Below are 26,908 nucleotides of genomic sequence, written 5' to 3' on the forward strand. Positions count from 1 at the left end.
AGTCACTGAATATGTGGCTGACACTCCGCATTCGCGAGCAAGCCCGCTCCCACATTGGGTTCCGTTTAGTTCAAACGGTCGAGTTTCTTCAGGAATACCGTCATTTCTTTTTCGGCCTGTTTGTCGCCGTGAGCCTGGGCCGCTTCAATCCCCTTCTCCCACGCCAGCCGCGCGGCTGCCACATCACCTGATCCCGCCTGCGCCTTGCCCAACAACTTCCACGCCGCCGAATACTTCGGATCGAACTCGACGCACTTCTGCAAATGCTCCGCCGCCTTGCCGTTGTCCTTCAAGTCCAGATAACCCTTGCCCAAACCAAAGCGCAGCAACGCGTTATCCACACCCTTGGCGAGCATTTTTTCCAGGGAATCGAGCATGGCGGTGTGTCCTTTAGCTATCCAGGGTTTTCAATATCGTCATCGCGGGCACGCCCGCTCCCACAGGAGATTGCGTTCCAACTGTGGGAGCGGGCTTGCCCGCGATGACGGTGGTAGGCCCACCCAATTTCTATCAGAAAAAACTCAGCCCCACGTGGAACAACTTCTCCACATCGCGGATATGTTTTTTATCCACAAGGAACAGGATCACATGGTCGCCGGTCTCGATCACCGTATCGTCGTGGGCAATGATCACCTCTTCATCGCGAATAATCGCGCCGATGGTGGTACCCGGCGGCAGGCCGATATCGCGGATGGCCTTGCCGATGACCTTGCTCGATTTGGCGTCACCGTGGGCAATCGCCTCGATGGCTTCCGCCGCGCCCCGGCGCAGGGAGTGCACGCTGACGATGTCGCCACGGCGCACGTGGGCGAGCAAGGTGCCGATGGTGGCCAGCTGCGGGCTGATGGCGATGTCGATGTCGCCGCCCTGGATCAGGTCAACGTAGGCCGGGTTGTTGATGATGGTCATCACCTTCTTCGCCCCCAGCCGCTTGGCCAGCAACGACGACATGATGTTGGCCTCGTCGTCGTTGGTCAGGGCCAGGAAGATGTCGGCGTCGGCGATGTTTTCTTCCATCAACAGGTCGCGGTCCGAGGCACTGCCTTGCAGTACGACGGTGCTGTCGAGGGTGTCGGACAAATGCCGGCAGCGTGCCGGGTTCATCTCGATGATCTTCACCTGGTAGCGGCTTTCGATGGCCTCGGCCAGGCGCTCGCCAATCTGCCCGCCCCCGGCGATGACGATGCGCTTGTAGCTCTCGTCGAGCCGGCGCATTTCACTCATGACCGCGCGAATGTTCGCCTTGGCGGCAATGAAAAATACTTCGTCGTCCGCTTCGATCACCGTATCGCCCTGGGGCAAAATCGGCCGGTCGCGTCGGAAAATCGCCGCCACGCGCGTCTCCACATTCGGCATGTGCTCACGCAGCTGGCGCAGTTGCTGGCCCACCAACGGCCCGCCGTAGTAAGCCTTTACGGCGACCAGTTGCGCCTTGCCTTCGGCGAAGTCGATCACCTGCAACGCGCCGGGGATTTCGATCAGGCGCTTGATGTAGTGGGTCACCACCTGTTCCGGGCTGATTAGCACGTCCACCGGAATCGCGTCGTTGTCGAACAGGCCGGCGCGGGTCAGGTAGGCGGCTTCGCGCACGCGGGCGATCTTGGTCGGGGTGTGGAACAGGGTGTGGGCGACCTGGCACGCGACCATGTTGGTCTCGTCGCTGTTGGTCACGGCCACCAGCATGTCGGCGTCGTCGGCACCGGCCTGGCGCAGCACCGTGGGGAATGAGGCGCGGCCTTGTACGGTGCGAATGTCGAGGCGGTCGCCGAGGTTGCGCAGGCGCTCGCTGTCGGTGTCGACCACGGTGATGTCGTTGGCTTCGCTGGCCAAATGTTCGGCCAGCGTGCCGCCGACCTGCCCTGCCCCAAGGATGATGATTTTCATCCGGTCACTCCCTTAAACCCGTTTCAGCCGCGCGCGGCGGCGATCTTGATCAGTTTGGCGTAGTAGAAGCCATCGTGTCCGCCTTCTTGCGCAAGCAATTGGCGGCCATGGGGCTGCTTGATGCCGGCCGCGGTCGCGAGGTCCAGCTCCCTTGCGCCGCTGGTGCGGGCGAGGAAGGCTGCGATCACTTCGGTATTTTCCGTCGGCAAGGTGGAGCAAGTGGCATAGAGCAGGATGCCGCCGACTTCCAGGGTCGGCCACATCGCGTCGAGCAACTCGCCTTGCAGCACGGCCAGGGCGGCAATGTCGTCGGGTTGGCGGGTGAGCTTGATGTCCGGGTGGCGGCGGATCACGCCGGTGGCGGAGCATGGCGCGTCGAGCAGGATGCGCTGGAAGGGCTTGCCGTCCCACCAGGTGGCGGTGTCGCGGCCGTCGGCGGCGATCAACTCGGCGCTGAGGCCCAGGCGGGCGAGGTTCTCGCGCACGCGCACCAGGCGCTTGGCTTCCAGATCGACGGCGACTACACCGGCGAGGTCTTTTTCCACTTCCAGGATGTGACAGGTCTTACCGCCCGGTGCGCAGCAGGCGTCGAGCACACGCTGGCCGGGCGCGAGGTCGAGCAGGTCGGCGGCCAGTTGCGCGGCTTCGTCCTGCACGCTGATCCAGCCTTCGGCAAAGCCCGGCAGGCTGCGCACGTCGGTGGCGGCTTCGAGCACGATGCCGTCAACGCTGTACACGCACGGCGTGGCGTTGATGCTGGCGGCGCTGAGCAATTGCAGATAGGCGTCACGGCTGTGGTGACGGCGGTTGACCCGCAGGATCATCGGCGGGTGCGCATTGTTCGCTGCGCAAATGGCTTCCCATTGCTCAGGCCAGAACGCCTTCAGGGATTTTTGCAGCCAGCGCGGGTGGGCGGTGCGCACCACCGGGTCATGTTCCAGCTCGGCCAGCAGCGCTTCGCTTTCACGCTGGGCGCGGCGCAGCACGGCGTTGAGCAGGGCCTTGGCCCAGGGCTTTTTCAGCTTGTCGGCGCAACCGACGGTCTCGCCGATGGCGGCGTGGGCCGGCACGCGGGTGTAGAGCAATTGATAGAGGCCGACCAGCAGCAACGCTTCCACATCCGCGTCCGCCGCCTTGAACGGCTTTTGCAGCAACTTGGCCGCCAGCGCCGACAAGCGCGGCTGCCAACGGGCGGTGCCAAAGGCGAGGTCCTGGGTAAAACCACGGTCGCGGTCTTCGACCTTGTCCATCTGCGTGGGCAGCGAACTGTTCAACGACGCCTTGCCATTGAGGACAGCGGCGAGAGCCTTGGCGGCGGCCAGACGCGGGTTCATTGCGCGACCACCCCGAGCACGGTGCCCACGGCAAATTTCTCACGACGGCTGTTGAACAAATCGCTGAAATTCAGCGCCTTGCCACCGGGCAATTGCAGACGGGTCAGACACAGCGCTTGTGCACCGCAGGCGACCAGCAGGCCGTCCTTGCTGGCGCCGATGATTTCACCGGGGGCGCCGTTGCCTTCGGCCAAGGTTGCGGCCAGCACTTTCAGGGCTTCGCCGTTGAGGGTGCTGTGGCAGATCGGCCACGGGTTGAACGCACGCACCAGGCGCTCCAGCTCCACGGCCGGGCGGCTCCAGTCGATGCGCGCTTCATCTTTGTTCAGCTTGTGGGCGTAGGTGGCGAGGCTGTCGTCCTGCACTTCGCCCTCCAGGGTGCCCGCCGCGAGGCCGGCGATGGCCTGGAGCACGGCCGGTGGGCCCAGCTCGGCGAGGCGATCGTGCAGGCTGCCACCGGTGTCCTGGGCCGTGATCGGGGTGGTGACCTTGAGCAGCATCGGGCCGGTGTCCAGGCCCAGCTCCATGCGCATCACGGTCACGCCGCTTTCGCTGTCGCCCGCCTCAACGGCACGCTGGATCGGCGCCGCACCGCGCCAGCGTGGCAGCAGCGAGGCGTGGCTGTTGATGCAGCCCAGGCGTGGGATATCCAGCACCACTTGCGGCAGGATCAAGCCATAGGCCACTACCACCAGCAGGTCCGGTTGCAGCGCCGCCAGTTCGGCCTGGGCCTCGGCGTTGCGCAGGGTCGGCGGTTGCAGCACGGGAATGTTGTGTTCCAGCGCCAGCTGCTTGACCGGGCTCGGCATCAGTTTTTGCCCGCGACCGGCCGGGCGATCCGGCTGGGTGTACACCGCGACGATGACATAAGGGCTGGCGAGCAGCGCCTTGAGGTGTTCGGCGGCAAATTCGGGTGTACCGGCAAAAACAATGCGCAGTGGCTCGGTCATGGGAGGTCTCGGTTAAAAACAGTCACAAAAGAAAAAGGCTTGCCGCAGCAAGCCTTTGGACGACGGGCATCAAGCTTGCTGGCGATGCTTTTTTTCCAGCTTCTTCTTGATCCGGTCACGCTTGAGCGTGGACAGGTAATCGACAAACAGCTTGCCGTTGAGGTGGTCGCATTCGTGCTGGATGCACACCGCCAGCAGGCCTTCGGCAATCAGCTCGAACGGCTTGCCGTCGCGGTCCAGGGCCTTGATCTTCACGCGCAGCGGGCGCTCGACGTTCTCGTAGAACTCCGGCACCGACAGGCAGCCTTCCTGGTACTCGCCCATCTCTTCGGTCAGCGGTTCGAACTCGGGGTTGATGTACACCATCGGCTCGCTGCGATCTTCCGACAGGTCCATGACCACGACACGCTGATGCACGTTGACCTGGGTCGCGGCGAGGCCGATGCCCGGGGCTTCATACATTGTTTCAAACATGTCATCGACCAACTGACGAACCTTGTCGTCCACTACGGCCACCGGTTTGGCGACAGTGCGCAGGCGCGAGTCGGGGAATTCGAGGATGTTCAAAATAGCCATAAGCGTAATTGCTGCACATGTGAGGTAAAGGCAAATCGGCGTTGGGATGGACCCAAACGACCGGTGTGAAACCCTTAAAAGCCGCGAAGGCCAAGGCATTTCACGCGAACGCACATAATAAAGGAGATTCACCCCATGAGGAAATCGCTGCTCGTCTTACTGTTGTGGGCCCCGTTCGCCATGGCCCTGCTGCCATCGCCGGGCCGGCATCTGGATCAGCCGACACAACAGGCCATCCAGCGCTTTTTATTGCATAACCGTCTGCTTGATTCCCTTCAAGACCTGGACAACGCGCCCTACATCGTCGCGGCGGACGCCGGCCGGGTGCTGGGCGCCCAGGGTGAACAGGTGCATGCGCGAGGCGTCCTGGACCCTTCCCAACCGATCTACGGAATATTCCGACGCGGCAAGGTCTACACCGATCCACAAACCCACGAACTGCTGGGCATCAACGCCGATGACATCGGCACCGCGCGCTTTGTGACGGCGGGCGACCTCTCCACCCTGGCCGTGCAGCGCGTGACCCAAGAGGTACGCCCCGGCGATCGCTTGCTCCGTGCCCAGCCCCTCGTAGATCTGGCGCGTATGGAGGTGTCGGAACCTGCGAGCTTCATTGAAGGAAAAATCATCGACATCCCCCGAGGCGTTACCCAGATCGGCGTGCTGGATGCCGTGACCCTGAACAAAGGTCGGCGCGATGGCATGGTGGAGGGGCATCTGCTCGCAGTAATCAAGACTGGCGCGATCGTTCGTGACGCCCTCACCAGCGTCCAGACGAAACTTCCCGACGAACGCGCCGGCACCCTGCTGGTGTTTCGCACCTACGAAAAGCTCAGTTACGGCCTTGTCCTCAGTGCCTCGCGCCCACTGGCGGTCACGGACCGTTTCGAGACTGCCCATCAAAGGCAATAAATAGCCTGCTAAATAAGTTACCAACAGAGTTATCCACAGCTTGTTACGGTCAAGGACGATCAGATGTATCCGACAAACAGCCATGAAATATCTCCAGCAGAACTGGAAGCACGACTACGCTTGCACAGGCTGCCGGAACTGGGTTCGAAGCGTTTTCTCCGGTTGATCGAAGCCTTCGGTAGCGCGTCAAAGGCCATCAGTGCCCCTGCCAGTGCCTGGCGTTCCCTGGGGTTGCCGGCCATTAGCGCGGATGCTCGGCGCAGCCATGAGGTGCGCGACGGCGCCAGCGCGGCACTGGCCTGGTTGGCGCGCCCGGCCCAGCATTTGCTGATGTGGGACCAGCCCGAGTACCCCGCGTTGCTCGCCCAGATCGACGACGCGCCGCCGTTGTTATTCGTCGCCGGCGACCCTGGGGTCCTGGAAAAACCACAACTGGCGGTGGTTGGCAGTCGCCGTGCTTCGCGTCCCGGCATGGACACCGCCGCCGCGTTTTCACGCAGTTTGGCCAGCGCGGGTTTTGTCATCACCAGCGGCCTTGCGCTGGGCATTGATGGCGCGGCGCATCAGGCGGCATTGGATGTCGGGGGGCAGACAATCGGCGTACTCGGCACCGGCCTCGAAAATTTTTATCCACAGCGCCACAAGCGGCTCGCGGCGGCAATGATTGCGCAGGGCAGCGCCGTGGTTTCCGAGTTCCCGCTGGACACCGCGCCCCAGGCCGGCAACTTCCCCCGGCGCAACCGGATCATCAGCGGCCTGTCCCTCGGCGTGCTGGTGGTGGAAGCCAGCATGGCCAGTGGTTCGCTAATCACCGCGAAGCTCGCCGCCGAGCAAGGCCGCGAGGTATATGCGATCCCGGGGTCCATCCACCATCCCGCCGCCAAGGGCTGTCACCAGTTGATCCGCGAGGGTGCGGTGCTGGTGGAAACCATCGAGCACATCCTGGAAGGCTTGCGCGGCTGGCAGGCGTTGTCGCGCCCGGCACCGGTGCCGGTGACGCATCCGTTGGTGGCGCTGCTGCTCGCGGCGCCCCACACCAGCGAAGCCCTGGCGATTGCCAGCGGGCGGTCGTTGTCCCAGGTGCTGGCGACCCTCACCGAGCTGGAACTGGAGGGCAGCGTGACCTGTGAAAGCGGACACTGGCTCGCGCGCTGCTAGGTTTTGTAACAGAGATCGGTAAACTGCCCGGAGCTTTGGTCTGGAGAGTAAACAATGGTCAACAGGTGGCGTGTGCTGGAAGCCGCACGAGAAATTCGCGCAGGTGCGGTGATTGCCTACCCAACCGAGGCGGTGTGGGGCCTGGGCTGCGACCCGTGGAATGAAGAAGCGGTGGACCGCTTGCTGGCGATCAAGAACCGTTCCGTGGACAAGGGCTTGATCGTGGTCGCGGATAGCATTCACCAGTTCGACTTTTTGTTCGAAGACTTCCCGCAAGACTGGATCGACCGCATGGCCAGCACCTGGCCGGGGCCGAACACCTGGTTGGTGCCCCATCAGGGCTTGCTGCCGGAGTGGGTCACTGGTGTACACGACACAGTGGCGTTGCGGGTCAGCGATCACCCGTTGGTGCGGGATCTGTGTGCGCAAGTGGGGCCGTTGATTTCTACGTCGGCCAACCCGCAGGGCCGCCCGGCGGCGCGTACGCGGATTCGCGTGGAGCAGTATTTCCGTGGCCAGGTGGACCTGGTGCTGGGCGGCGCCCTGGGTGGGCGCAAGAACCCGAGCCTGATTCGCGATTTGGCCACGGGTAAGGTGATGCGCCCTTCCTGAGACCGAGGTGCGGCCATCGCGGGCAAGCCCGCTCCCACAGGTTGATCGGGTTCCAACTGGAGAAACTCGGTCAAATGTGGGAGCGGGCTTGCCCGCGATGAGGCCCTTGAGTCAGTAGAGTCCTGAAGCCTTACGGCAGCAAAATGGTTGAGCCTGTCGTCCTGCGCCCCGACAACTCCGTCTGCGCCTTCGCCGCATCCGCCAGCGCATACCGCTGGTTGATATCAATGCGCACCTTGCCGCTCTTAATCATCGAGAACAGATCATCCGCCATCGCCTGCAAGTTCTGCGGGTTGTTGGCGTAGGTGGCCAAGGTCGGCCGGGTCACGTACAGCGAACCTTTCGCCGACAAAATCCCCAGGTTCACCCCATCCACCGCGCCCGACGCATTGCCGAAACTCACCACCAGCCCGCGCGGTGCCACGCTGTCCAGCGAGGTCAGCCAAGTGTCCTTGCCCACGCCGTCGTACACCACCGGCACTTTTTTGCCGTCGGTCAATTCCAGCACGCGTTGTGCGACGTTTTCCTTGCTGTAGTCGATGGTTTCCCACGCGCCGAGGGATTTGGCCAGGGCGGCTTTTTCCGGCGAACTGACCGTCCCGATCAGCTTCACGCCCAGGGCCTTGGCCCACTGGCACGCCAGGGAGCCCACGCCACCGGCAGCGGCGTGGAACAGGATGGTCTCGCCACCCTTCAACTCATAGGTCTGGCGCAGCAGGTATTGCACGGTCAGGCCCTTGAGCATGGCGCCAGCCGCTTGTTCGAAGCTGATCTCGTCCGGCAGGTGCACCAGGTTGGCGGCCGGCAGCACATGCAGTTCGCTGTACGCGCCCAACGGCCCGCTGCCGTAGGCCACGCGGTCGCCGACCTTGAACTGGGTGACTTCACTGCCGACGGCATCGACCACACCGGCGCCTTCCGCGCCGAGCCCCGATGGCAATGCGGGCGGTGCGTACAAACCGCTGCGGAAATAGGTGTCGATAAAATTCAGGCCGATGGCCTGGTTACGTACGCGAACCTGTTGTGGGCCGGGTTCCGCTGGCGTGTAGTCCACATACTCAAGCACGTCGGGACCGCCATGGGCGCTGAACTGGATACGTTTTGCCATCTGCCTTCTCCTCGGGTCGAATTCGCGTAGTCGGCTATCGAACTCCTAAGCTTGATCTTCGTCAACTGCGGCGCAACGGGGTGCGGTGGTATCCTGTGCGCCCATTTGCCGCCGACGCCCAATGGCCTCGCGTAGCTTTGCCCGATTCAAGGTGATGCCATGACTACCCGCACCGAGGCTGTAAAGGCCTACCTGCTTGACCTGCAAGACCGCATTTGCAGCGCCCTGGAAACCTTCGAGCCGGACACGCGCTTTATCGAAGACGCCTGGACCCGGCCTGCCGGCGGCGGCGGTCGCACCCGAGTGATCGAGAACGGTGCGGTAATCGAAAAAGGCGGCGTTAACTTTTCCCACGTGTTTGGCAGCGGCCTCCCACCGTCCGCCAGTGCCCATCGCCCTGAACTGGCCGGCCGTGGTTTTGAAGCCCTGGGCGTGTCGCTGGTGATCCACCCGCATAACCCTCACGTACCAACGTCCCACGCCAACGTGCGCTTTTTCATCGCCGAAAAAGAAGGCGAAGAGCCGGTGTGGTGGTTCGGTGGCGGCTTCGACCTCACGCCCTATTACGCCAACGAAGAAGACTGCATCCATTGGCACCGCGTGGCCGAGCAGGCCTGTGCGCCGTTCGGTCCAGACGTTTATTCGCGTTACAAAGCCTGGTGCGACACCTACTTCCACATCAAGCATCGCAATGAACCGCGCGGCATCGGCGGCCTGTTCTTCGATGACTTGAACGAGTGGGACTTCGACACCTGCTTCGCCTTCATCCGCGCCATCGGCGACGCCTACATCGACGCCTACCTGCCGATCGTGCAGCGCCGCAAGGCCACCGCCTACACCGAGCAACAGCGCGAATTCCAGGAATTCCGCCGTGGCCGCTACGTCGAGTTCAACCTGGTCTACGACCGTGGCACCCTGTTCGGCCTGCAATCGGGCGGGCGCACCGAATCGATCCTGATGTCGCTGCCGCCGCAAGTGCGCTGGAGCTACGACTGGAAAGCCGAGGCCGGCAGCGAAGAAGCGCGCCTCACCGACTACTTCCTGCAAGACCGTGACTGGCTCGGCCTCGCCGCGCCAGAGGTGGCGGTCTGATGGACCGTTATGTGGTGTTCGGCAACCCCATCGGCCATAGCAAGTCGCCGTTGATCCACCGGATGTTCGCCGAGCAGACCGGCGAACAACTGGACTACAGCACCTTACTTGCGCCGCTGGAGGACTTCACTGGCTGTGCCCGTGAGTTTTTTCAGCAAGGCCGTGGCGCCAACGTCACCGTGCCGTTCAAGGAAGACGCCTTCCGCCTGGCCAACAGCCTCACCGAGCGCGCCCAGCGCGCTGGCGCGGTGAACACCCTGAGCAAGCTCGCCGATGGCAGCCTGCTGGGTGACAACACCGACGGCGCTGGCCTGGTGCGCGACCTCACGGTCAACGCCGGGGTGAGCCTGCAAGGCAAGCGCATCCTGCTGCTGGGCGCTGGCGGCGCGGTACGTGGCGCGCTAGAGCCGTTGCTGGCCGAGCTGCCGGCCTCGCTGATCATTGCCAACCGCACCGTGGAAAAAGCCGAAATGCTCGCCGAGTTGTTTGACGACCTGGGCCCGGTGTCTGCCAGCGGTTTCGACTGGCTGCGTGAGCCGGTGGACGTGATTATCAATGCCACGTCCGCCAGCCTGTCAGGCGATGTACCACCGATTGCCGGCAGCCTGATCGAACCGGGCAAGACGTTTTGCTACGACATGATGTACGGCAAGGAGCCGACTGCGTTTTGCCGTTGGGCGACGGCGCAAGGTGCAGCCGTGGCGATGGATGGCTTGGGCATGTTGGTGGAGCAGGCGGCGGAGGCGTTCTTCCTGTGGCGTGGCGTGCGCCCGGAGTCGGCGCCGGTGCTGGCCGAGCTGCGTCGCCAACTGATGTAAGCCTTGTGAAGAACCCTTGTGGGAGCAGGCAAGCCAGCTCCCACAGTTTTAACCGCATTCAGTCTTCGAAATGGATGGGGCATCTGTCGGCCCCTTCCAGTTTCTTCAGTTCTTCAACGACTTGCGGCCTGGCCCGGCGCAACGTCAAGCTCCGCCCCAACCCCCGCAACCGTCGCGCTTCCTGGTGCAACATCTCCACCCCGGAATAGTCGATAAAGTTGATCTGCTGCGCCTCGATCACCACCCGTTCGCCCTGTAACCGTTGCAGGCGCACTTGCAGGTAATGGCTGGCGCCAAAAAAGATCGAGCCGCCCACCCGCAACACATCCTCATCACCATCGCGCCACTGCTGTACCCGTGGCTGCGACGTGCGCTTGAGGTAGAAAAACAACGACGCCAGCACCCCCGCATAAATCGCCGTTTGCAGCTCCAGCAGCAAGGTCGCGACGCAGGTCAGGCCCATCACCACAAACTCGGCGCGGCTCACGCGAAACAGGGCGCGAATGCCTCGGTGGTCCACCAGCCCCCAGCAAATCAGGAGGATGCTCGCCGCCATGCTCGGGATCGGGATATGCGCGATCAACGCCGCGCCAAACAGCGCAAACAGCGCCACCCACAGGGCAGAAAACACCCCGGCGAGGGGCGAGCACGCGCCGGCTTCATAGCTGAGGCCGGAGCGGGTAAAGGAACCGGCTGACAAGTACCCGGAGAAAAATCCGCCGACGATATTGGATAAGCCCTGCGCACGGACTTCCTGGTTGGCATCGAGCAATTGTTGCGAACGGGCCGACAGCGAGCGGGCAATCGACAGGCTGGTCACCAGCCCCAGCATGCCCACTGCTACGGCGCTAGGCAGCAGGCGCAGGAGCATGTCCAGGTCCATCGGCAGCGGGCTGAACGGCGGCAGCTTGCCCACGAACGAACTCACCCGCGCCACATGCCCGAACATCGCCGGCCACAGCCACGCCACCAGGCTGCCAAGGGCCAACGCGATCAGCAGCGTCGGCCAACGTGGCAGCAGGTATTTGAGCAATGCGCCCACCAGCAAGGTGCCCAGGCCCAGGGCGAGCGAGGCGTGGTCCCATTCCCCGCCGTGATCCACCAGCGCCAGCAGACTCTTGATCGCGGTGGCCTGGCTCGGCAGATCCAGCCCCAGCAGGTTGGGCAACTGCCCCAGGGCAATCACCACAGCGGCGCCCAGGGTGAAGCCCAGCACCACCGAATGGGAGACGAAATTCACCAGCGCGCCGAAGCGCAGCATGCCCAGCAACCACTGGAAAACCCCGGCGAGGAACGTCAGTAACAGGATCAGGGTGATGTAGTCCTGCGACCCCGGCACGGCCAGGGGGCTGACGCTGGCGTACAGCACGATGGAAATTGCCGCCGTGGGGCCGCAGATCAAGTGCCAGGACGAACCCCACAGGCACGCGATCAGCACCGGAATGATCGCGGCATACAGTCCGTATTCCGGTGGGAGGCCGGCGATCAGTGCGTAGGCAATCGACTGCGGCAAGGCCAGCACCGCGCCGCTGAGGCCAACGATGGCATCCCGGCCGACACTGGCACGGGTTTGGCGCGGCAGCCAGCGCAGAAAGGGGAAGAGGGTATGGCGGGTGGGCCGGGGCATCGCAGACTCGGGTAGAAAGGTTTGACTCAGGGTATCAGCACACACAGGCCCCTGTGGGAGCTGGCTTGTGTGGGAGCGGGCTTGCTCGCGAATGCGGCCTGTCAGCCGAAATTTACTTAGCTGAACCACCGCATTCGCGAGCGAGCCCGCTCCCACATTTGAATTGCATCAGGCCTTAGAGTTTGGCTTTTACCGCAGGCAATGCATCTTTGCCATCCACGGTCTTCACCCCCTCCAACCACTTATCCAACACCGCCGGATTCGCCTTGATCCACGCCTTCGCCGCCTCGGCATTGCTGACCTTGTTATTGGCCACCTCGGCCATGATGCTGTTCTCCATCTCCTGGGTGAAACTCAGGTTGGTCAGCAGTTTTCCTACGTTCGGGCAGGCTTGTGCGTACCCCTTGCGGGTCAGGGTGTACACGCTGCCGGTGTCGCCGAAGTACTTCTCGCCGCCCTTGAGGTAGTGCATTTTCAGCTGCACGTTCATCGGGTGCGGCGTCCAGCCGAGGAAGGTGACGAAGCGCTGCTTCTTCACCGCCCGCGACACTTCGGCGAGCATCGCCTGTTCGCTGGACTCGATCAGCTTCCACTGGCCGAGGTCGAAGTCGTTCTTCTTGATGATCTCCTGCAACGAGATATTCGCCGGCGCGCCGGAGCCGATGCCGTAGATCTTCTTGTCGAACTTGTCGGCGAATTTGTTCAAGTCGGCAAAGTCATGCACACCGGCGTCCCACACATAGTCCGGCACGGCGAGGGTGAACTCGGTGCCGTCGAGGTTCTTGGCCAGTTGCACCACCTCGCCATTGGCGACGAACTTGTCATAGAAGCCCTGCTGCGCCGGCATCCAGTTGCCGAGGAATACGTCCACCTGGCCATCCTTGAGCCCGCCAAAGGTGATGGGCACCGCTAGGGTATCGACCTTGGGTTTGTAGCCCATGCCCGTCAGCAGAAAACCGGTGATGGCATTGGTCGCGGCGATATCGCTCCAGCCTGGATCGGCCATTTTCACCGTTTCACAGCTCGTGTCCGCGTACACATGGGCGCTGCCGAGCGCCAACATGCCCAGTATCACAGTCAACTTTTGCATGGCCTTCCCTCAGTTTTATTGGTGTTGGCAGGGTTGTGGATAACGTGCCTTGCGCTCCAGGTCGTCGAGGTCGATATGGTTGCGCATGTACTGCTGACTGGCGTCCACCAGTGGCTGGTGATCCCAGCTCTTCAGCTTGCCCTGGGTCAGTGCTTCAAACACCAGGCGACGGCGGCGTTGGCTGGCGAGCACCTGCTGGTGGATCGCCGGGATGTCCCATTTGGCCCGCGCTTCCTTCAAAAACGCCTCGAACAGCGGCCGGTGTTCCAGTGACTGGCTGAGGTTTTCCCGCTCGTGCGGGTCATTGTGCACATCGAACAGCAGGCAAGGGTCGTCTTCGCTGTAGATGAATTTATAGGCGCCCCGGCGAATCATCATCAGCGGGCTGATGGTGCCTTCGGCCATGTATTCGCCAAACACTTCGTCGTGCCCGCCCTGCCCTTGCAAGTGCGGGACCAGTGAGCGGCCGTCCAGTGGCAGGCGCGGGTCGAGCGTGCCGCCGGCCAGTTCCACCAAGGTTGGCAACAGGTCGGCGGTGGACACGGCCTGGCTGACACGCCCCGACGCAAATTGCCCCGGCGCACTCACCAGCAGCGGCACACGGGCGGCCATTTCAAACCAGTGCATTTTGTACCAGAGGCCGCGCTCGCCGAGCATATCGCCGTGGTCACCGGAAAACACAATGATGGTGTCGTCGGCCAGGCCAGTGTCTTCCAGGGTTTGCAGGAGTTTTCCGACATTGCTGTCGATGTAACTGCACGCGCCGAAGTAGGCGCGGCGTGCATCGCGGATCTTATCCACCGGCAGCGGCTTGTCCCACAGGTCGTAGACCTTGAGCAGGCGCTGGGAGTGCGGGTCGAGGTCGGCTTGCGCTGGCGTCGTAGGCAGTGGGATGTCGGCGTCGTCGTACAGGTCCCAGAACGGCTTGGGAATGGTGTACGGGTCATGGGGATGGGTCATCGACACGGTCAGGCAGAACGGCTGGTCGCCGTCCTCGCGGATATGGTCGAACAAGTACTGCTGGGCCTTGAACACCACCTCTTCGTCGAAATCCAGCTGGTTGGTGCGCACGCACGGGCCGGCTTGCAGTACCGACGACATGTTGTGGTACCAGCTGGGGCGCACGTCCGGTTCATCCCAGTTCACCGCCCAGCCGTAGTCGGCGGGGTAGATGTCGCTGGTCAGGCGTTCTTCATAGCCGTGCAACTGGTCGGGGCCGCAGAAATGCATCTTGCCCGACAGCGCCGTGCGGTAGCCGAGGCGGCGCAGGTAGTGGGCATAGGTCGGCACATCGGCGGGGAAATCGGCCGCGTTGTCGTAGGCGCCGATCTTGCTCGGCAACTGCCCACTGACCAGGGTAAAACGCGACGGCGCGCACAACGGGCTGTTGCAATAGGCGGCGTCGAACACCACGCCCTGCGCGGCGAGGCGGCTCAGATTGGGCAACTTGATCGGCGAAGAACCGTAGAACGGCAGCAGCGGCGCGGCCATTTGATCGGCCATGATGAAAAGAATGTTCTTGCGCTTCATGGGTTGTCGGCATTCCATAGGCGGTGTTTATGCGAATGAGCATGCAGCCCATGGAAATTGGGGTAAAGCCCATGAAAAGCAATGTCTAGGATAAGCACAGCTTATGTATGAAGCCCTCGGTGACGTGTCCCTCGACCTGTTGCGCGCCTTTGAAGCGGCCGCGCGACACCGCAGCTTTACCGCCGCCGCGATGGAGTTGGGCACCACGCAGCCGGCCATCAGCCAGCAGATCAAGCGCCTGGAGGAACAGCTGGCGATTCGCCTGTTTGATCGCATCTATCGCGGCATCGAGCTGACCGACGCCGGCGCGCTGCTGTTCGAACACGTGCAGGGCGGCTTGCAGAGCATCAACGCCGGCCTCAGTGCCATCACCCAGCAGGACCAGCACGAAGTGCTGCAAGTGGCCACCGACTTTGCCTTCGCCGCCTATTGGCTGATGCCGCGCCTGCACCGCTTCCACCAGGCCAACCCGCAAGTCGACGTGAGCCTGGTGACCAGCGAGCGCAACCACGCCACCCTGCGCAGCGATATCGACGTGGCGGTGCTGTTTGGCGACGGCCGTTTCAAGCAAGGCGAGAGCCTGTGGCTGTTCAACGAGGAAGTGTTCCCGGTGTGCAGCCCGCAGTGGCTGAAAGAGCAGGTCACGGCACTGACTGTACAAAATCTGCATGATTTCCCGTTGCTGCACCTGCGCCAGGAAAACAACAGCCAGTGGTTCGACTGGAGTGGCGTGTTCCGCGAACTGGGCATCAGTGCCGCGCCCACGCCAGGCCAACTGCGCTTCGACAACTACACCCTGCTGATCCAGGCAGCGATTGCCGGCCAGGGCGTGGCCATTGGCTGGCGCCACCTGGTGGACAACCTGCTGGAGCAGAACTGGTTGTGCCGACCGGTCAGCGACACGGTGATTTCGCGGTTTGGCTATTACGTGGTGCAACCCCAGCGCAAACGCCGGGGCCAGTTGGTGGAGCGCTTTGTCGAGTGGCTGCTGGCCGAGCAAGCCAGCAGCGCGCGGTCGTTGACCGGGCTGGCCCTGCCGTCGATTGCGGTCTAGGATTTGCCGCTTATTGGATCGGGAGTCCGTCATGCAACGTATCAAGGGCTACCACGCCCATATCTACTTCGACGCCAGCACGATCGAACAAGCGCGCACCTTGTGCGAAGACGCCGCCAAACTGTTCCCGCTGCGCATGGGCCGTGTCCACGAAAAACCCGTAGGCCCGCACCCGGACTGGAGCTGCCAGCTGGCGTTCGATCCCGAGTACATCGGCGTGGTGCTGCCGTGGCTGGTGATCCATCGCAACGGGCTGGTGGTGTTCCTGCACCCCGATACCGGCGATGACCTGAAGGATCACACCGACTACGCGGTCTGGATGGGGGCGATGCGGGAACTGAACTTGTCAGCTTTCTCCTAAGTCGAATCCCTAAATGTGGGATTGATATTTATATATTGAGACTTTCGCTCGCGTAGGTTTATATTCCTGCATCCGCTCAGAACTCAGGTGAAGCGATGCAGGCGCAATTGATCGCCCTCGATTGGGGAACCAGTTCCCTTCGTGCTTACAAACTCGGCCCGGCAGGCGTCGTGCTGGAACACCGCGCGCTGGCGTGCGGGATCATGCATTTGCCCAGCGAGCCCCGGGACATTGCCGGCGTGCATTGCAGCGATGGCTTCGAACTGGCTTTCGACACGGCCTGTGGTGATTGGCTCGACGCGCAGCCCGATTTGCCAGTGATTGCCTGCGGCATGGTCGGCAGCGCCCAGGGCTGGAGTGAAGCCGCCTATCGCAACACACCGGTGGACGTCGCCCGCCTCGGCCAAGCGCTGCACCGCGTGCGCAGCCTGCGCGGGGTGGATGTGCATATCGTGCCCGGCGTGATCGAGCAGGCCGGTTTGCCCAATGTGATGCGCGGCGAAGAAACGCAAGTGCTGGGTGTGCTGCAAGGCCTCGGTGCCGAGGTGTTGATCGGCCTGCCGGGCAGCCATTCCAAGTGGGTCGAGGTGGTCGATGGCTGCATTACGCACTTCGATACCTTCATGACCGGTGAAATCTTCGCGGTACTGAGCAAGCACAGCATCCTCGGGCGAACCCAACGGCCGACTGAACACTTCCAGGCCGAGGCCTTTGACCGCGGCGTCCACGTGGCGCTCTCGGAAGATGGGCAGCGCGGCGTCTTGTCCACCCTGTTCAGCGCCCGCACCCTTGGCCTGACCGGCGCACTCGCCCCTGAGCAGCAGCCGGATTACCTTTCCGGGTTGCTGATCGGCCATGAACTCGCCGGCTTGCCGGCCCGCGCCAGGCAGCAGCCGATCATCCTGGTCGGCGCCGCTGCCCTCTGCGCCCGCTATCAACGCGCCCTCGCCCTTTGCGGCTTCGCCCACGTCAGCCTTGCGCCGGAGGCCAGCGAGCGTGGCCTGTGGCAATTGGCCGTGGCCGCCGGGCTCACTCAACCTGCATCGGAGGCCTGACATGCTCAAGCACGCACTCGCACAAAACGGTTTGATCGCCATCCTGCGCGGTATCCGCCCGGACGAAGCCCAGGCCGTCGGCCAGGTGTTGTACCAGGCCGGGTTTCGCGTGATCGAAGTGCCGCTCAACTCGCCGGACCCGTACACCAGCATCCGCACCCTGCGCGACAGCCTGCCCGCCGATTGCCTGATCGGCGCGGGCACGGTGTTGACGCCGGAGCAGGTCGAGCAGGTCAAGGCGGCCGGTGGCCAGGTGATCGTCATGCCCCACAGCGATGCCAAGGTGCTGCGCGCGGCGAAAGCGGCGGGCCTGTTTTTATCGCCGGGTGTTGCCACGCCCACCGAAGCCTTCGCCGCCCTGGCGGAAGGCGCCGATGTATTGAAGCTGTTCCCCGCCGAGCAAATGGGCCCGGCGGTTATCAAAGCGTGGCTGGCAGTACTGCCGGCGGGCACGTTGTTGCTGCCGGTGGGCGGCATTACCCCGGACAACATGCAGGTGTTTATCGACGCCGGCGCCAAGGGCTTCGGGCTGGGTTCCGGGTTGTTCAAACCGGGTATGAGCGTGGATCAGGTAGCGAGCCGTGCCCAGGCTTATGTCGCCGCCTGGAAAGCCCTGCACTGAATCAAGTCTTGCGCCCGCAGGCGCTGCATCTATAAGAGAGATAACAGATGAAAATCACCAAACTGACGACTTTTATCGTCCCGCCGCGCTGGTGCTTCCTCAAGGTCGAGACCGACCAGGGCGTGACCGGCTGGGGTGAGCCCGTGGTCGAAGGCCGCGCTCACACCGTTGCGGCTGCCGTTGAAGAACTGTCCGACTATTTGATTGGCAAAGACCCACGCAATATCGAAGATATCTGGACCGTGCTCTATCGCGGCGGCTTCTACCGCGGCGGCGCCGTGCACATGAGCGCCCTGGCCGGCATCGACCAGGCGTTGTGGGACATCAAGGGCAAGGCCCTCGGTGTGTCGGTCAGCGACCTGCTCGGTGGCCAGGTGCGCGACAAGATCCGCGTGTATTCCTGGATCGGTGGCGACCGCCCGGCCGACACGGCCCGCGCCGCCAAAGAGGCCGTGGCCCGGGGTTTCACCGCGGTGAAAATGAACGGCACGGAAGAATTGCAGTTCGTCGACAGCTTCGAAAAAGTCGACCTGGCCCTGGCCAACGTCGCCGCCGTGCGTGACGCGGTGGGCCCCAACGTCGGCATCGGCGTGGACTTCCATGGCCGCGTGCACAAGCCTATGGCCAAGGTGCTGATGAAAGAGCTGGACCCGTACAAGCTGATGTTTATCGAAGAGCCGGTGCTCAGCGAAAACTACGAAGCGCTCAAAGAGCTGGCGCCGCTGACCAGCACGCCGATTGCCCTCGGCGAGCGCCTGTTCTCGCGTTGGGACTTCAAGCGCGTGCTCAGCGAAGGCTACGTCGACATCATCCAGCCCGATGCTTCCCACGCCGGCGGCATCACCGAAACCCGCAAGATCGCCAACATGGCCGAAGCCTACGACGTGGCCCTGGCCCTGCACTGCCCGCTGGGCCCGATCGCCCTGGCCGCGTGCCTGCAACTGGACGCGGTTTGCTACAACGCGTTTATCCAGGAGCAAAGCCTGGGCATTCACTACAACGAGAGCAACGACCTGCTCGACTATGTGAAAGACCCGGGTGTGTTCGACTACGACCAAGGCTTTGTGAAGATCCCCAACGGGCCGGGCCTGGGCATCGAGATCAACGAGGAATACGTGATCGAACGCGCGGCCATCGGCCACCGCTGGCGCAACCCGATCTGGCGCCATGCCGACGGCAGCTTTGCCGAGTGGTGATATTTCACTGAAGAAATGCGGTTAAAAAAGTGGGAGCGGGCTTGCTCGCGAATACGGTGTGTCAGTCAACACATCTGGGGCTGAACTACCGCATTCGCGAGCAAGCCCGCTCCCACATTTTGATCCGGTTTCTTCAGTCAGCGCCTTTCCAGACCTCAATAAACATAAGAAGAGGCACCCCCTCATGCATCCTGAATCCTTCACCGGCCAGGCTTCTTTAGTCACGCCTACGCGAAAGCGCTTTTTCATCATGGTGCTGCTGTTCATCACCGTGGTCATCAACTACCTCGACCGCAGCAACCTGTCGATTGCCGCCCCGGCGCTGACCAGCGAGCTGGGGATCGACCCGGTTCACGTCGGGCTGATTTTCTCCGCGTTCGGCTGGACCTACGCCGCGATGCAGATCCCCGGCGGTTGGCTGGTGGACCGGGTGCCGCCGCGCATTCTCTACACCGCTGCCCTGCTGCTGTGGTCCGTCGCCACCGTAATGCTCGGCTTTGCCGCCAGCTTTATCGCATTGTTTGTGCTGCGCATGGCCGTGGGGGCGCTGGAAGCCCCGGCCTACCCGATCAACAGCCGCGTGGTCACCACCTGGTTTCCCGAGCGTGAACGGGCCACGGCGATTGGCTTCTACACTTCCGGGCAATTTGTCGGGCTGGCGTTCCTCACACCGGTACTGGCCTGGTTGCAGCACGCCTTCGGCTGGCACATGGTGTTTGTGGTCACCGGTGGCGTGGGTATCTTGTGGGCGGCGATCTGGTACGCGGTGTACCGCGAGCCGAAGGATTTCAAAGGCGTCAACACAGCAGAAATCGAACTGATCCGCGAAGGCGGCGGCCTGGTGGACATGCAGGAAAAAGCCGCGAAGACGCCGTTCAGTTGGGTGGACCTGGGCATTGTGTTGAGCAAGCGCAAGCTCTGGGGTATTTACCTGGGGCAGTTCTGCCTGAACTCCACGCTGTGGTTTTTCCTGACGTGGTTCCCCACCTACCTGGTGAAATATCGCGGCATGGACTTCATCAAGTCCGGCCTACTGGCGTCGCTGCCGTTTCTCGCGGCGTTTGTTGGTGTGCTGTGTTCCGGGATCTTTTCCGACTGGCTGATTCGCCGGGGCGCCTCGGTGGGCTTTGCGCGCAAGTTGCCAATCATTGGCGGGCTGCTGATTTCCACGGCGATCATCGGCGCCAACTATGTGGACTCGACGGCGTGGGTGATCGCGTTCCTGGCGGTGGCGTTCTTTGGCAATGGGTTGGCGTCGATTACCTGGTCCTTGGTGTCGACCCTGGCACCGGCGCGCCTGTTGGGGCTCACCGGTGGGGTGTTCAACTTCATCGGCAATTTGTCGGCGATTGCCACGCCGATTGTGATTGGCTTTTTGGCCAGCGGTGATTCGTTTGCACCGGCAATTACCTATATCGCGGTGCTGGCGTTGCTTGGGGCGCTTTCCTATGTGTTGTTGGTCGGTAAGGTCGAGCGCATAGAGTTGGATGAAAAACCTTAGTTAAGCACGCCGTCGAGGATCTCGTAGACGATGCCCGTTCCTACAGCGATCAACACGATGTCCGGCCCCGAACGGCGCCACTCATAACCCTGGTACACCGGCAGGCGCGCCAGGGCGCGGCTGTCCAGGCGTTCGCCGTAGTAGCCATGGGGCAGTGGCTTGCCGCGTTCCAGGCGCACATTGCGCGGTGGCGGTGCGCCACGGGAGAACTGGTCGTGATGGTCGCGGATCACCTGGCGTACCGGGCCGAAGTCCTGGGGCGGGCCGCCGCGACGGTTGTCCTGCGGGCCGCGATGGTCGTCGCCACGCTGCTGTTCGTGCTGGCCTTGCGGGCCGCCACGGTCAGGGCCGCCCTGATCGTTCGGCGCGGCCTGCACCAGGGCGCTGGCGCCCAGGACCAGCACGCCAAGGCTGGCAATCACGGTTTTAGGCATTTTCATCGGGGGCTTCCTCAACTGCACACACAACAAAAAGGGATCTCGAACGAGGTTCGAAATCCCTTGGTCTTGTCAGTTTAGGTAGCGGATCAACAGGATGATTCCTCTGTATCAGGAACTTTACCTACCGCTTACGAGCCCCTTACTTACGGGCGTTGCGAACACCTTCCGACAGCGCTGCGCACAGCCCCAGCACGCCATCAATCGCCTGTTGATCATTTTTCGCAGTGGCGATGTGATCGATCAGCGCCGAACCGACCACCACACCGTCAGCCAAGCGTGCGATAGCCGCCGCTTGCTCCGGGGTGCGGATACCAAAACCGATGCTGATCGGCAGGTCGGTATGGCGACGCAGGCGGGTCACGGCTTCTTCGACGTGTTCCAGAGTAGCGGCACCGGCACCGGTCACACCGGCCACCGACACGTAGTACACAAAGCCGGAGCTGCCGTTGAGCACGGTGGGCAGGCGCACGTCGTCGGTGGTCGGCGTGGTCAGGCGGATAAAGTCGATGCCCGCAGCCTGGGCCGGGTCGCACAGCTCGCCGTTATGCTCGGGCGGCATGTCGACCACGATCAGGCCGTCGACGCCCGCCTCTTTCGCGTCGGCGATGAACTTCGGCACGCCGTATTTGTGGATCGGGTTGAAGTAGCCCATCAACACCAGCGGGGTTTCGCTGTTGTCCTTGCGGAACTCGCGGACCATTTGCAGGGTTTTCAGCAGGTTCTGCTTGGCCTCCAGCGCGCGGATGTTGGCCAGCTGGATCGCCGGGCCATCGGCCATCGGGTCGGTGAAGGGCATGCCCAGTTCGATCACGTCGGCGCCAGCGGCGGGCAGGCCTTTAAGGATGGCCAGCGAGGTGTCATAACCCGGGTCGCCGGCGGTGACGAAGGTGACCAGGGCGGCGCGGTTTTGTTCTTTGAGTTGGGCAAAGCGCGTTTGCAGGCGGCTCATTTAGTGTTTCTCCTGCTGGGACTGTTCCATGTGGTGCATCACGGTCTGCATGTCTTTGTCGCCACGGCCGGAAAGGTTAACCACCATCAGGTGATCTTTCGGCAGCGTCGGTGCGCGTTTGAACACTTCGGCCAGGGCGTGGGCGCTTTCCAGTGCAGGAATAATCCCTTCCAGGCGGCAGCATTTGTGGAAGGCGTCGAGGGCTTCGTCGTCGGTCACCGAGGTGTACTGGACGCGGCCGATGTCATGCAACCACGCGTGTTCCGGGCCGATGCCCGGGTAGTCGAGGCCGGCGGAGATCGAGTGGGCGTCGATGATCTGGCCGTCGTCGTCCTGCAACAGGAAGGTGCGGTTGCCGTGCAGTACGCCGGGTACGCCGCCGTTGAGGCTGGCGGCGTGCTTGCCGGTTTCGATGCCGTGGCCAGCCGCTTCAACGCCGATGATTTCCACGCTGGTGTCGTCGAGGAACGGGTGGAACAGGCCCATGGCGTTGGAACCGCCGCCGATGCAGGCGACCAGGCTGTCCGGCAGGCGGCCTTCCTGGGCTTGCAGTTGGGTGCGGGTTTCCTTGCCGATCACCGCCTGGAAGTCGCGGACCATCGCCGGGTAAGGGTGTGGGCCAGCCACGGTGCCGATCAGGTAGAAGGTGCTGTCGACGTTGGTCACCCAGTCGCGCAGGGCTTCGTTCATCGCGTCCTTGAGGGTGCCGGTGCCGGCGACCACCGGGATCACTTCCGCGCCCAGCAGCTTCATGCGGAACACGTTGGCCTGCTGGCGCTCGATGTCGGTGGTGCCCATGTAGATCACGCATTGCAGGCCGAAGCGCGCCGCAACGGTGGCGGTGGCCACGCCGTGCATGCCGGCGCCGGTTTCGGCGATGATGCGTTTCTTGCCCATGCGCCGGGCCAGCAGGATCTGGCCGATGCAGTTGTTGATCTTGTGCGCGCCGGTGTGGTTCAGCTCTTCGCGCTTGAGGTAGATCTTGGCGCCGCCGCAGAATTCGGTCAGGCGTTCGGCGAAATACAGCGGGCTTGGGCGGCCGACGTAGTCCCGTTGGAAGTAGGCCAATTCCTCGTTGAACGCCGGATCAATCTTGGCCGCTTCGTATTCACGGGCCAGGTCGAGGATCAACGGCATCAGGGTTTCAGCGACGTAGCGGCCGCCGAACGCGCCGAACAGGCCGTTGGCGTCTGGGCCGTTGCGTAGGTCGGTCTGGGACTGAGTCATGGGACGCTCCAGGAGAGAATGGGTGTAGGAAACAATGACGGCCACTCTACCCCTCACGCTGTGGCCTGAAAACCGATAAGATCGCCGCAACCTGTCAGGAAAACTCACAGATGAGCCGAGACCTTCCACCCCTCAATGCCCTGCGTGCATTTGAAGCCACCGCGCGACTGAACAGCGTCAGCCAGGCAGCCGAGCAATTGCACGTGACCCACGGTGCAGTCAGTCGCCAGTTGAAAGTGTTGGAAGAGCACCTCGGCGTGAGTTTGTTCGTCAAGGAGGGGCGCGGCCTTAAACTCACAGATGCCGGTGTCCGTCTGCGGGATGCCAGCGCGGAGGCGTTCGAGCGGTTGAGGGATGTCTGTGCAGAACTGACCCAGGCCAGTGCCGACGCGCCGTTCGTGCTCGGTTGTTCGGGGAGTTTGCTGGCGCGCTGGCTGATCCCGCGCCTGGGTCGCTTGAACGCGGACCTGCCGGATCTGCGCCTGCACCTGTCAGCGGGTGATGGGGATCTTGACCCCAGGCGTCCCGGCCTGGATGCCCTGCTGGTATTCGCCGAGCCACCCTGGCCGGCGGATATGCAGGTGTACGCGTTGGCCAGCGAACGTATCGGCCCGGTGATGAGCCCGCGTTTCGCCGGCTATGAGCGTTTGCGCCACGCGCCCGCATCGGCCCTGTGCGCCGAGGCGTTGTTGCACACCACCTCCCGGCCGCAAGCCTGGCCCAGCTGGGCGCAGCAACACGGCATTGCGCCCGGCGCGTTGAAACACGGCCAGGGGTTTGAGCATTTGTATTATTTGCTGGAGGCGGCGGTGGCTGGGCTGGGGGTGGCGATTGCGCCCGAGCCGCTGGTGGCCGAGGATTTGCGTGCGGGTCGGCTGGTGGCGCCGTGGGGTTTCAGCGAAACCCCCGCGCAGCTGGCGTTGTGGCTGCCCAAGCGCGCCGCAGACGGGCGCGCCGGGCAACTGGCGCAGTGGCTCAAGGCTGAGCTGTTGCGCCAGCCGGATCAGTCACCGCGTTTGCACAGCAAGTAGGCGGCCAGCAGGCCCAACGCACCTACAGCGACGCCGGCTGTAGTCCATGGGTGTTCCTGTGCGTAGTCCCGGGTCGCAACACCGGTTTCGCGGATTTTCACTTTGCTTTCTTCGTAGGCATCGCTGATTAGGTGACGGGAGTGCTTGAGGGCATTCTCGGCATTGCTTTTCAGGGCCTTCAAGGTCTTGCGCGACTCGTCAGATGCATCGTCCTTGAGGCTTTCCAGAGACTTGAGCAGGCTCGAAATCTCGGCTTCCATGCTTTCCAGCGACGCTTTGCGTAAAGAAGTGTTGGCCATGTGGACTCTCCTGAAGTGATTGAGTGACGTGTGTAGATACCGACTCCCGTGTTTTCAGAAAGTGCAGTAAATCTGAACTTTCACGTAGGAACGGTCGCCAGAAGCAGTATGAACATTGACTGCTAGGCTTTATTGACGACCCTCAGGAGAAGCGCCATGTCTGACCATCACACCTACAAGAAAGTCGAATTGGTGGGCTCGTCCACCTCCAGCATCGAAGATGCCATCAACAACGCCCTGGCCGAGGCCCACAAAAGCATCAAGCACCTGGAATGGTTCGAGGTGGTTGATACCCGTGGCCACATCAAGGATGGCAAGGCCGCGCACTTCCAGGTCACGCTCAAGGTGGGATTCCGAATTGCCAGTAGTTGAACTTTGCTGACTGGCTGATTGCCATAACCTGCGCTACAACCAATGGGTGCCGATGCCACGAGCGTCGGCACGCTCTTTTCGATCAGCGCAAGGAAGTAACGGATGAAGAAGTTTCTGCTAGCGGTAGGTTTGTTGAGCATTGCGGGCACGGCCCTGGCGGCGGGCAAGCCTTGTGACGAGCTGAAAAGTGAGATTGCAGCGAAAATCGACGCTAAGGGCGCTTCGGGTTATTCGCTGGAGGTGGTGGAGAAAGGTGCTTCTACCGACGCTAAAGTGGTCGGTAGCTGTGAAGGCGGCACCAAGGAAATCGTCTACAAGCGCGGTTGATCCCGTGTTGCAGACATAAAAAACCGACGCGAGTGCGTCGGTTTTTTTTCGCCTGAAGGGTTTAGCCCTTCATCAACTGCGCCAGCAGCTCGTAGGAATAAATCCGGTCGGCGTGTTCGTACAGGTCGCAGGTAAAGATCAGCTCATCGGCGCCGGTTTGCTCCACCAGCACTTCCAGCTTGGCGCGGATTTTCGCCGGGCTGCCGACCATCGCCAGGCCAAGGAAACTGCCTACCGCATCTTTTTCATGGGGCAGCCACAGGCCTTCCATGCTCTTCACCGGTGGACGTTGCACTAGGCTTTGCCCGCGCATCAGCGCGAGGATGCGCTGGTACACCGAAGTGGCCAGGTAGTCGGCCTGCTCATCGGTGTCGGCGGCGACCAAGGGAATGCCGAGCATCACGTAGGGTTTATCCAGAACCGCTGAAGGCTTGAAGTGATTGCGGTAGACGCGAATCGCCTCGTGCATCAAGCGCGGTGCGAAATGGGAGGCGAAGGCGTAGGGCAAACCGCGCTCACCGGCAAGTTGCGCGCTGAACAGGCTGGAACCGAGCAGCCAGACCGGGACGTTGGTGCCGGTGCCGGGTACGGCGATGATGCGTTGGTCCGGGGTGCGTGGGCCGAGGTAGGCCATCAACTCGGCGACGTCCTCGGGGAACTCGTCGGCGCTGCCGGAGCGTTCACGGCGCAGGGCGCGGGCGGTCATCTGGTCGGAGCCGGGCGCGCGCCCCAAGCCCAGGTCGATACGCCCGGGGTAGAGGCTTTCCAGGGTGCCGAACTGCTCGGCGATCACCAACGGTGCATGGTTGGGCAGCATCACGCCGCCGGAACCGACGCGAATTGTCGAAGTGCCACCTGCCAGGTAGCCGAGCAGCACCGAGGTGGCGGAGCTGGCGATGCCGTCCATGTTGTGGTGTTCAGCCACCCAGAAACGGTTGTAGCCGAAGTTTTCCACGTGCTGGGCCAGGTCCAGGGAATTGCGCAGCGACTGCGCCGGGCTGCCGTTGGCGCGCACGGGCACCAGGTCGAGGGTCGAGAACTTCACGTCGGACAGCGATTTCATAAGCCTGCTTCTCCAAGGGGGCGCGCAGGCTGTTTAGACGAATCAAAACCTGCCGCTTCATGTGCATGCTCTATGCAATGAGGGCATATACCCGAGATTCAATAGCAGGCACCGAAATTTCCTACTTGATTGCTAGGTTTCTCCGACAGTATGAACTTTGCCAGTCCGACTATCCTCAGAACCCTTACGTACGCAAAACCATCGCTTGAGGAGACTGCTATGAGTATCGTTAAAAAAGCATCCGCGCATTGGGAAGGTGATTTGAAGACGGGCCTGGGTTCCATTTCCACGGAAACCGGCGTTCTGCGCGAAGCGCCCTACGGCTTCAAGGCACGTTTCGAAGGGGGCAAGGGCACCAACCCTGAGGAATTGATCGGTGCGGCGCATGCCGGTTGTTTCTCCATGGCGTTCTCCATGATTCTCGGAGACGCCGGGCTCAAGGCTGACAGCATCGACACCCAGGCCGAAGTGACCCTGGATCAGGTCGATGGCGGCTTTGCGATCACGGCGGTGCACCTGATCCTCAAGGCCAAGATTCCCGGCGCGAGCCAGGCGCAGTTTGAAGAACTGAGTAATAAGGCCAAGGAAGGGTGCCCGGTGTCCAAGGTGTTGAATGCGAAAATAACCCTGGATGCCACGCTGGTTAGCTAACACCGCAGATCTAAAAATGTGGGAGCGGGCTTGCTCGCGAATGCGGAGTGTCAGGCACTGAATGTGTTT

General features: G+C 62.5%; 29 protein-coding genes. 15 read left to right on the top strand and 14 right to left on the bottom strand.

Annotation, left to right across the window (positions count from 1 at the left end):
* Positions 1–65: 65 nt before the first annotated feature.
* The 5 genes from NUV89_RS14815 to def all read right to left on the bottom strand — a co-directional run bounded on the left by NUV89_RS14815 (position 66) and on the right by def (position 4,744).
* Positions 66–377: a hypothetical protein gene (locus NUV89_RS14815; RefSeq protein WP_257781902.1), complete on the bottom strand. Its 312-nt coding sequence runs from the start codon at positions 375–377 to the stop codon at positions 66–68.
* A 133-nt stretch (positions 378–510) separates the two neighbouring features.
* Positions 511–1,884, bottom strand: coding sequence for a Trk system potassium transporter TrkA (gene trkA, locus NUV89_RS14820; protein WP_017736256.1), 1,374 nt, complete (start codon positions 1,882–1,884; stop codon positions 511–513).
* Positions 1,885–1,907: 23 nt separating this feature from the next.
* A complete protein-coding gene (rsmB, locus tag NUV89_RS14825) occupies positions 1,908–3,218 on the bottom strand; it encodes a 16S rRNA (cytosine(967)-C(5))-methyltransferase RsmB (protein WP_257781903.1) in 1,311 nt (436 codons plus the stop codon).
* Positions 3,215–4,168 (bottom strand): methionyl-tRNA formyltransferase, encoded by a 954-nt coding sequence (gene fmt, locus NUV89_RS14830; protein WP_257781904.1) that lies wholly within the window; start codon positions 4,166–4,168, stop codon positions 3,215–3,217. Before fmt ends, rsmB begins: the two co-directional genes overlap by 4 nt.
* A 69-nt stretch (positions 4,169–4,237) precedes the next feature.
* Complete coding sequence (gene def / locus NUV89_RS14835; protein ID WP_017736259.1) at positions 4,238–4,744, bottom strand: peptide deformylase; 507 nt, start codon at positions 4,742–4,744, stop codon at positions 4,238–4,240.
* A gap of 135 nt (positions 4,745–4,879) precedes the next feature.
* On the opposite strand from def, the gene NUV89_RS14840 reads away from it, so the two are divergent.
* The 3 genes from NUV89_RS14840 to NUV89_RS14850 all read left to right on the top strand — a co-directional run bounded on the left by NUV89_RS14840 (position 4,880) and on the right by NUV89_RS14850 (position 7,426).
* Positions 4,880–5,656, top strand: coding sequence for a peptidoglycan-binding protein (locus NUV89_RS14840; RefSeq protein WP_257781905.1), 777 nt, complete (start codon positions 4,880–4,882; stop codon positions 5,654–5,656).
* A 63-nt stretch (positions 5,657–5,719) separates the two neighbouring features.
* On the top strand, positions 5,720–6,814 hold the full coding sequence (gene dprA, locus NUV89_RS14845; RefSeq protein ID WP_257781906.1) for a DNA-processing protein DprA: 1,095 nt from the start codon (positions 5,720–5,722) through the stop codon (positions 6,812–6,814).
* A gap of 54 nt (positions 6,815–6,868) precedes the next feature.
* The gene (locus NUV89_RS14850; RefSeq protein ID WP_257781907.1) at positions 6,869–7,426 is read left to right on the top strand and encodes an L-threonylcarbamoyladenylate synthase; all 558 of its coding nucleotides are present in this window, start codon (positions 6,869–6,871) and stop codon (positions 7,424–7,426) included.
* 130 nt (positions 7,427–7,556) lie between these two features.
* Here NUV89_RS14850 and NUV89_RS14855 read toward each other — a convergent pair whose 3' ends face one another.
* Positions 7,557–8,534 carry an NADPH:quinone reductase gene (locus tag NUV89_RS14855; RefSeq protein ID WP_257781908.1) on the bottom strand — a complete coding sequence of 326 codons (978 nt, stop codon included), beginning with the start codon at positions 8,532–8,534 and terminating at the stop codon, positions 7,557–7,559.
* Positions 8,535–8,693: 159 nt separating this feature from the next.
* On the opposite strand from NUV89_RS14855, the gene hemF reads away from it, so the two are divergent.
* Together hemF and aroE are read left to right on the top strand one after the other, a co-directional pair.
* A complete protein-coding gene (hemF, locus tag NUV89_RS14860; protein WP_257781909.1) occupies positions 8,694–9,626 on the top strand; it encodes an oxygen-dependent coproporphyrinogen oxidase in 933 nt (310 codons plus the stop codon).
* Complete coding sequence (gene aroE / locus NUV89_RS14865; RefSeq protein ID WP_257781910.1) at positions 9,626–10,444, top strand: shikimate dehydrogenase; 819 nt, start codon at positions 9,626–9,628, stop codon at positions 10,442–10,444. Before hemF ends, aroE begins: the two co-directional genes overlap by 1 nt.
* Positions 10,445–10,502: 58 nt before the next feature.
* On the opposite strand, the gene NUV89_RS14870 is transcribed toward aroE, so the two are convergent.
* From NUV89_RS14870 to betC, 3 genes are all read right to left on the bottom strand, one after another.
* Positions 10,503–12,071, bottom strand: coding sequence for a SulP family inorganic anion transporter (locus tag NUV89_RS14870; protein ID WP_257781911.1), 1,569 nt, complete (start codon positions 12,069–12,071; stop codon positions 10,503–10,505).
* Between the two features lie 175 nt (positions 12,072–12,246).
* A complete protein-coding gene (gene choX, locus NUV89_RS14875) occupies positions 12,247–13,161 on the bottom strand; it encodes a choline ABC transporter substrate-binding protein (protein ID WP_257781912.1) in 915 nt (304 codons plus the stop codon).
* Positions 13,162–13,176: 15 nt separating this feature from the next.
* On the bottom strand, positions 13,177–14,691 hold the full coding sequence (betC, locus tag NUV89_RS14880) for a choline-sulfatase (protein WP_257781913.1): 1,515 nt from the start codon (positions 14,689–14,691) through the stop codon (positions 13,177–13,179).
* Between the two features lie 103 nt (positions 14,692–14,794).
* On the opposite strand from betC, the gene NUV89_RS14885 reads away from it, so the two are divergent.
* The 6 genes from NUV89_RS14885 to NUV89_RS14910 all read left to right on the top strand — a co-directional run bounded on the left by NUV89_RS14885 (position 14,795) and on the right by NUV89_RS14910 (position 20,480).
* Complete coding sequence (locus NUV89_RS14885; protein ID WP_257781914.1) at positions 14,795–15,745, top strand: choline sulfate utilization transcriptional regulator; 951 nt, start codon at positions 14,795–14,797, stop codon at positions 15,743–15,745.
* 31 nt (positions 15,746–15,776) lie between these two features.
* Complete coding sequence (locus NUV89_RS14890) at positions 15,777–16,106, top strand: DOPA 4,5-dioxygenase family protein (protein ID WP_017734738.1); 330 nt, start codon at positions 15,777–15,779, stop codon at positions 16,104–16,106.
* Between the two features lie 95 nt (positions 16,107–16,201).
* Positions 16,202–17,161 carry a 2-dehydro-3-deoxygalactonokinase gene (locus tag NUV89_RS14895; RefSeq protein WP_257781915.1) on the top strand — a complete coding sequence of 320 codons (960 nt, stop codon included), beginning with the start codon at positions 16,202–16,204 and terminating at the stop codon, positions 17,159–17,161.
* A gap of 1 nt (position 17,162) precedes the next feature.
* Entirely contained in the window at positions 17,163–17,783 is a 621-nt protein-coding gene (locus NUV89_RS14900; RefSeq protein ID WP_257781916.1) for a 2-dehydro-3-deoxy-6-phosphogalactonate aldolase, read from the top strand.
* Positions 17,784–17,830: 47 nt separating this feature from the next.
* Positions 17,831–18,979 carry a galactonate dehydratase gene (gene dgoD, locus NUV89_RS14905; RefSeq protein ID WP_017734735.1) on the top strand — a complete coding sequence of 383 codons (1,149 nt, stop codon included), beginning with the start codon at positions 17,831–17,833 and terminating at the stop codon, positions 18,977–18,979.
* Between the two features lie 184 nt (positions 18,980–19,163).
* Positions 19,164–20,480, top strand: coding sequence for an MFS transporter (locus NUV89_RS14910; protein WP_257781917.1), 1,317 nt, complete (start codon positions 19,164–19,166; stop codon positions 20,478–20,480).
* Here NUV89_RS14910 and NUV89_RS14915 read toward each other — a convergent pair.
* The 3 genes from NUV89_RS14915 to trpB form a co-directional block, all read right to left on the bottom strand.
* Positions 20,477–20,920: an RcnB family protein gene (locus NUV89_RS14915; protein ID WP_257781918.1), complete on the bottom strand. Its 444-nt coding sequence runs from the start codon at positions 20,918–20,920 to the stop codon at positions 20,477–20,479. The two genes, NUV89_RS14910 and NUV89_RS14915, sit on opposite strands and share 4 nt — an antisense overlap.
* Positions 20,921–21,059: 139 nt before the next feature.
* Positions 21,060–21,869 (bottom strand): tryptophan synthase subunit alpha, encoded by an 810-nt coding sequence (gene trpA, locus NUV89_RS14920; RefSeq protein WP_017734732.1) that lies wholly within the window; start codon positions 21,867–21,869, stop codon positions 21,060–21,062.
* Positions 21,870–23,096 (bottom strand): tryptophan synthase subunit beta, encoded by a 1,227-nt coding sequence (trpB, locus tag NUV89_RS14925; RefSeq protein WP_017734731.1) that lies wholly within the window; start codon positions 23,094–23,096, stop codon positions 21,870–21,872. It lies immediately after the preceding gene.
* Positions 23,097–23,206: 110 nt separating this feature from the next.
* Here trpB and NUV89_RS14930 point away from each other — a divergent pair, with 110 nt between their 5' ends.
* Positions 23,207–24,127: a LysR family transcriptional regulator gene (locus NUV89_RS14930; RefSeq protein WP_257781919.1), complete on the top strand. Its 921-nt coding sequence runs from the start codon at positions 23,207–23,209 to the stop codon at positions 24,125–24,127.
* Here NUV89_RS14930 and NUV89_RS14935 read toward each other — a convergent pair.
* Positions 24,100–24,426: a YqjD family protein gene (locus NUV89_RS14935; protein WP_003170746.1), complete on the bottom strand. Its 327-nt coding sequence runs from the start codon at positions 24,424–24,426 to the stop codon at positions 24,100–24,102. The two genes, NUV89_RS14930 and NUV89_RS14935, sit on opposite strands and share 28 nt — an antisense overlap.
* A gap of 156 nt (positions 24,427–24,582) precedes the next feature.
* Between NUV89_RS14935 and NUV89_RS14940 the strand changes: the two genes are divergently transcribed.
* Together NUV89_RS14940 and NUV89_RS14945 are read left to right on the top strand one after the other, a co-directional pair.
* Positions 24,583–24,798, top strand: coding sequence for a dodecin (locus NUV89_RS14940; protein ID WP_185709646.1), 216 nt, complete (start codon positions 24,583–24,585; stop codon positions 24,796–24,798).
* Positions 24,799–24,900: 102 nt separating this feature from the next.
* Positions 24,901–25,125, top strand: coding sequence for a DUF1161 domain-containing protein (locus tag NUV89_RS14945; RefSeq protein ID WP_017734728.1), 225 nt, complete (start codon positions 24,901–24,903; stop codon positions 25,123–25,125).
* 61 nt (positions 25,126–25,186) lie between these two features.
* On the opposite strand, the gene NUV89_RS14950 is transcribed toward NUV89_RS14945, so the two are convergent.
* Positions 25,187–26,188, bottom strand: coding sequence for an LLM class flavin-dependent oxidoreductase (locus NUV89_RS14950; RefSeq protein ID WP_257781920.1), 1,002 nt, complete (start codon positions 26,186–26,188; stop codon positions 25,187–25,189).
* A gap of 219 nt (positions 26,189–26,407) precedes the next feature.
* Between NUV89_RS14950 and NUV89_RS14955 the strand changes: the two genes are divergently transcribed.
* Complete coding sequence (locus NUV89_RS14955) at positions 26,408–26,839, top strand: OsmC family protein (protein ID WP_257781921.1); 432 nt, start codon at positions 26,408–26,410, stop codon at positions 26,837–26,839.
* Positions 26,840–26,908: the final 69 nt, after the last annotated feature.

The organism is Pseudomonas sp. 18.1.10, from assembly GCF_024655625.1.
GTDB lineage: Bacteria > Pseudomonadota > Gammaproteobacteria > Pseudomonadales > Pseudomonadaceae > Aquipseudomonas.

Bases quoted from the DNA above. Each gene is read 5' to 3' on its own strand.
- NUV89_RS14815 (WP_257781902.1), bottom strand. From the start codon at position 377: ATGCTCGATTCCCTGGAAAAAATGCTCGCCAAGGGTGTGGATAACGCG.
- trkA (WP_017736256.1), bottom strand. From the start codon at position 1,884: ATGAAAATCATCATCCTTGGGGCAGGGCAGGTCGGCGGCACGCTGGCC.
- rsmB (WP_257781903.1), bottom strand. From the start codon at position 3,218: ATGAACCCGCGTCTGGCCGCCGCCAAGGCTCTCGCCGCTGTCCTCAAT.
- fmt (WP_257781904.1), bottom strand. From the start codon at position 4,168: ATGACCGAGCCACTGCGCATTGTTTTTGCCGGTACACCCGAATTTGCC.
- def (WP_017736259.1), bottom strand. From the start codon at position 4,744: ATGGCTATTTTGAACATCCTCGAATTCCCCGACTCGCGCCTGCGCACT.
- NUV89_RS14840 (WP_257781905.1), top strand. From the start codon at position 4,880: ATGAGGAAATCGCTGCTCGTCTTACTGTTGTGGGCCCCGTTCGCCATG.
- dprA (WP_257781906.1), top strand. From the start codon at position 5,720: ATGTATCCGACAAACAGCCATGAAATATCTCCAGCAGAACTGGAAGCA.
- NUV89_RS14850 (WP_257781907.1), top strand. From the start codon at position 6,869: ATGGTCAACAGGTGGCGTGTGCTGGAAGCCGCACGAGAAATTCGCGCA.
- NUV89_RS14855 (WP_257781908.1), bottom strand. From the start codon at position 8,534: ATGGCAAAACGTATCCAGTTCAGCGCCCATGGCGGTCCCGACGTGCTT.
- hemF (WP_257781909.1), top strand. From the start codon at position 8,694: ATGACTACCCGCACCGAGGCTGTAAAGGCCTACCTGCTTGACCTGCAA.
- aroE (WP_257781910.1), top strand. From the start codon at position 9,626: ATGGACCGTTATGTGGTGTTCGGCAACCCCATCGGCCATAGCAAGTCG.
- NUV89_RS14870 (WP_257781911.1), bottom strand. From the start codon at position 12,071: ATGCCCCGGCCCACCCGCCATACCCTCTTCCCCTTTCTGCGCTGGCTG.
- choX (WP_257781912.1), bottom strand. From the start codon at position 13,161: ATGCAAAAGTTGACTGTGATACTGGGCATGTTGGCGCTCGGCAGCGCC.
- betC (WP_257781913.1), bottom strand. From the start codon at position 14,691: ATGAAGCGCAAGAACATTCTTTTCATCATGGCCGATCAAATGGCCGCG.
- NUV89_RS14885 (WP_257781914.1), top strand. From the start codon at position 14,795: ATGTATGAAGCCCTCGGTGACGTGTCCCTCGACCTGTTGCGCGCCTTT.
- NUV89_RS14890 (WP_017734738.1), top strand. From the start codon at position 15,777: ATGCAACGTATCAAGGGCTACCACGCCCATATCTACTTCGACGCCAGC.
- NUV89_RS14895 (WP_257781915.1), top strand. From the start codon at position 16,202: ATGCAGGCGCAATTGATCGCCCTCGATTGGGGAACCAGTTCCCTTCGT.
- NUV89_RS14900 (WP_257781916.1), top strand. From the start codon at position 17,163: ATGCTCAAGCACGCACTCGCACAAAACGGTTTGATCGCCATCCTGCGC.
- dgoD (WP_017734735.1), top strand. From the start codon at position 17,831: ATGAAAATCACCAAACTGACGACTTTTATCGTCCCGCCGCGCTGGTGC.
- NUV89_RS14910 (WP_257781917.1), top strand. From the start codon at position 19,164: ATGCATCCTGAATCCTTCACCGGCCAGGCTTCTTTAGTCACGCCTACG.
- NUV89_RS14915 (WP_257781918.1), bottom strand. From the start codon at position 20,920: ATGAAAATGCCTAAAACCGTGATTGCCAGCCTTGGCGTGCTGGTCCTG.
- trpA (WP_017734732.1), bottom strand. From the start codon at position 21,869: ATGAGCCGCCTGCAAACGCGCTTTGCCCAACTCAAAGAACAAAACCGC.
- trpB (WP_017734731.1), bottom strand. From the start codon at position 23,096: ATGACTCAGTCCCAGACCGACCTACGCAACGGCCCAGACGCCAACGGC.
- NUV89_RS14930 (WP_257781919.1), top strand. From the start codon at position 23,207: ATGAGCCGAGACCTTCCACCCCTCAATGCCCTGCGTGCATTTGAAGCC.
- NUV89_RS14935 (WP_003170746.1), bottom strand. From the start codon at position 24,426: ATGGCCAACACTTCTTTACGCAAAGCGTCGCTGGAAAGCATGGAAGCC.
- NUV89_RS14940 (WP_185709646.1), top strand. From the start codon at position 24,583: ATGTCTGACCATCACACCTACAAGAAAGTCGAATTGGTGGGCTCGTCC.
- NUV89_RS14945 (WP_017734728.1), top strand. From the start codon at position 24,901: ATGAAGAAGTTTCTGCTAGCGGTAGGTTTGTTGAGCATTGCGGGCACG.
- NUV89_RS14950 (WP_257781920.1), bottom strand. From the start codon at position 26,188: ATGAAATCGCTGTCCGACGTGAAGTTCTCGACCCTCGACCTGGTGCCC.
- NUV89_RS14955 (WP_257781921.1), top strand. From the start codon at position 26,408: ATGAGTATCGTTAAAAAAGCATCCGCGCATTGGGAAGGTGATTTGAAG.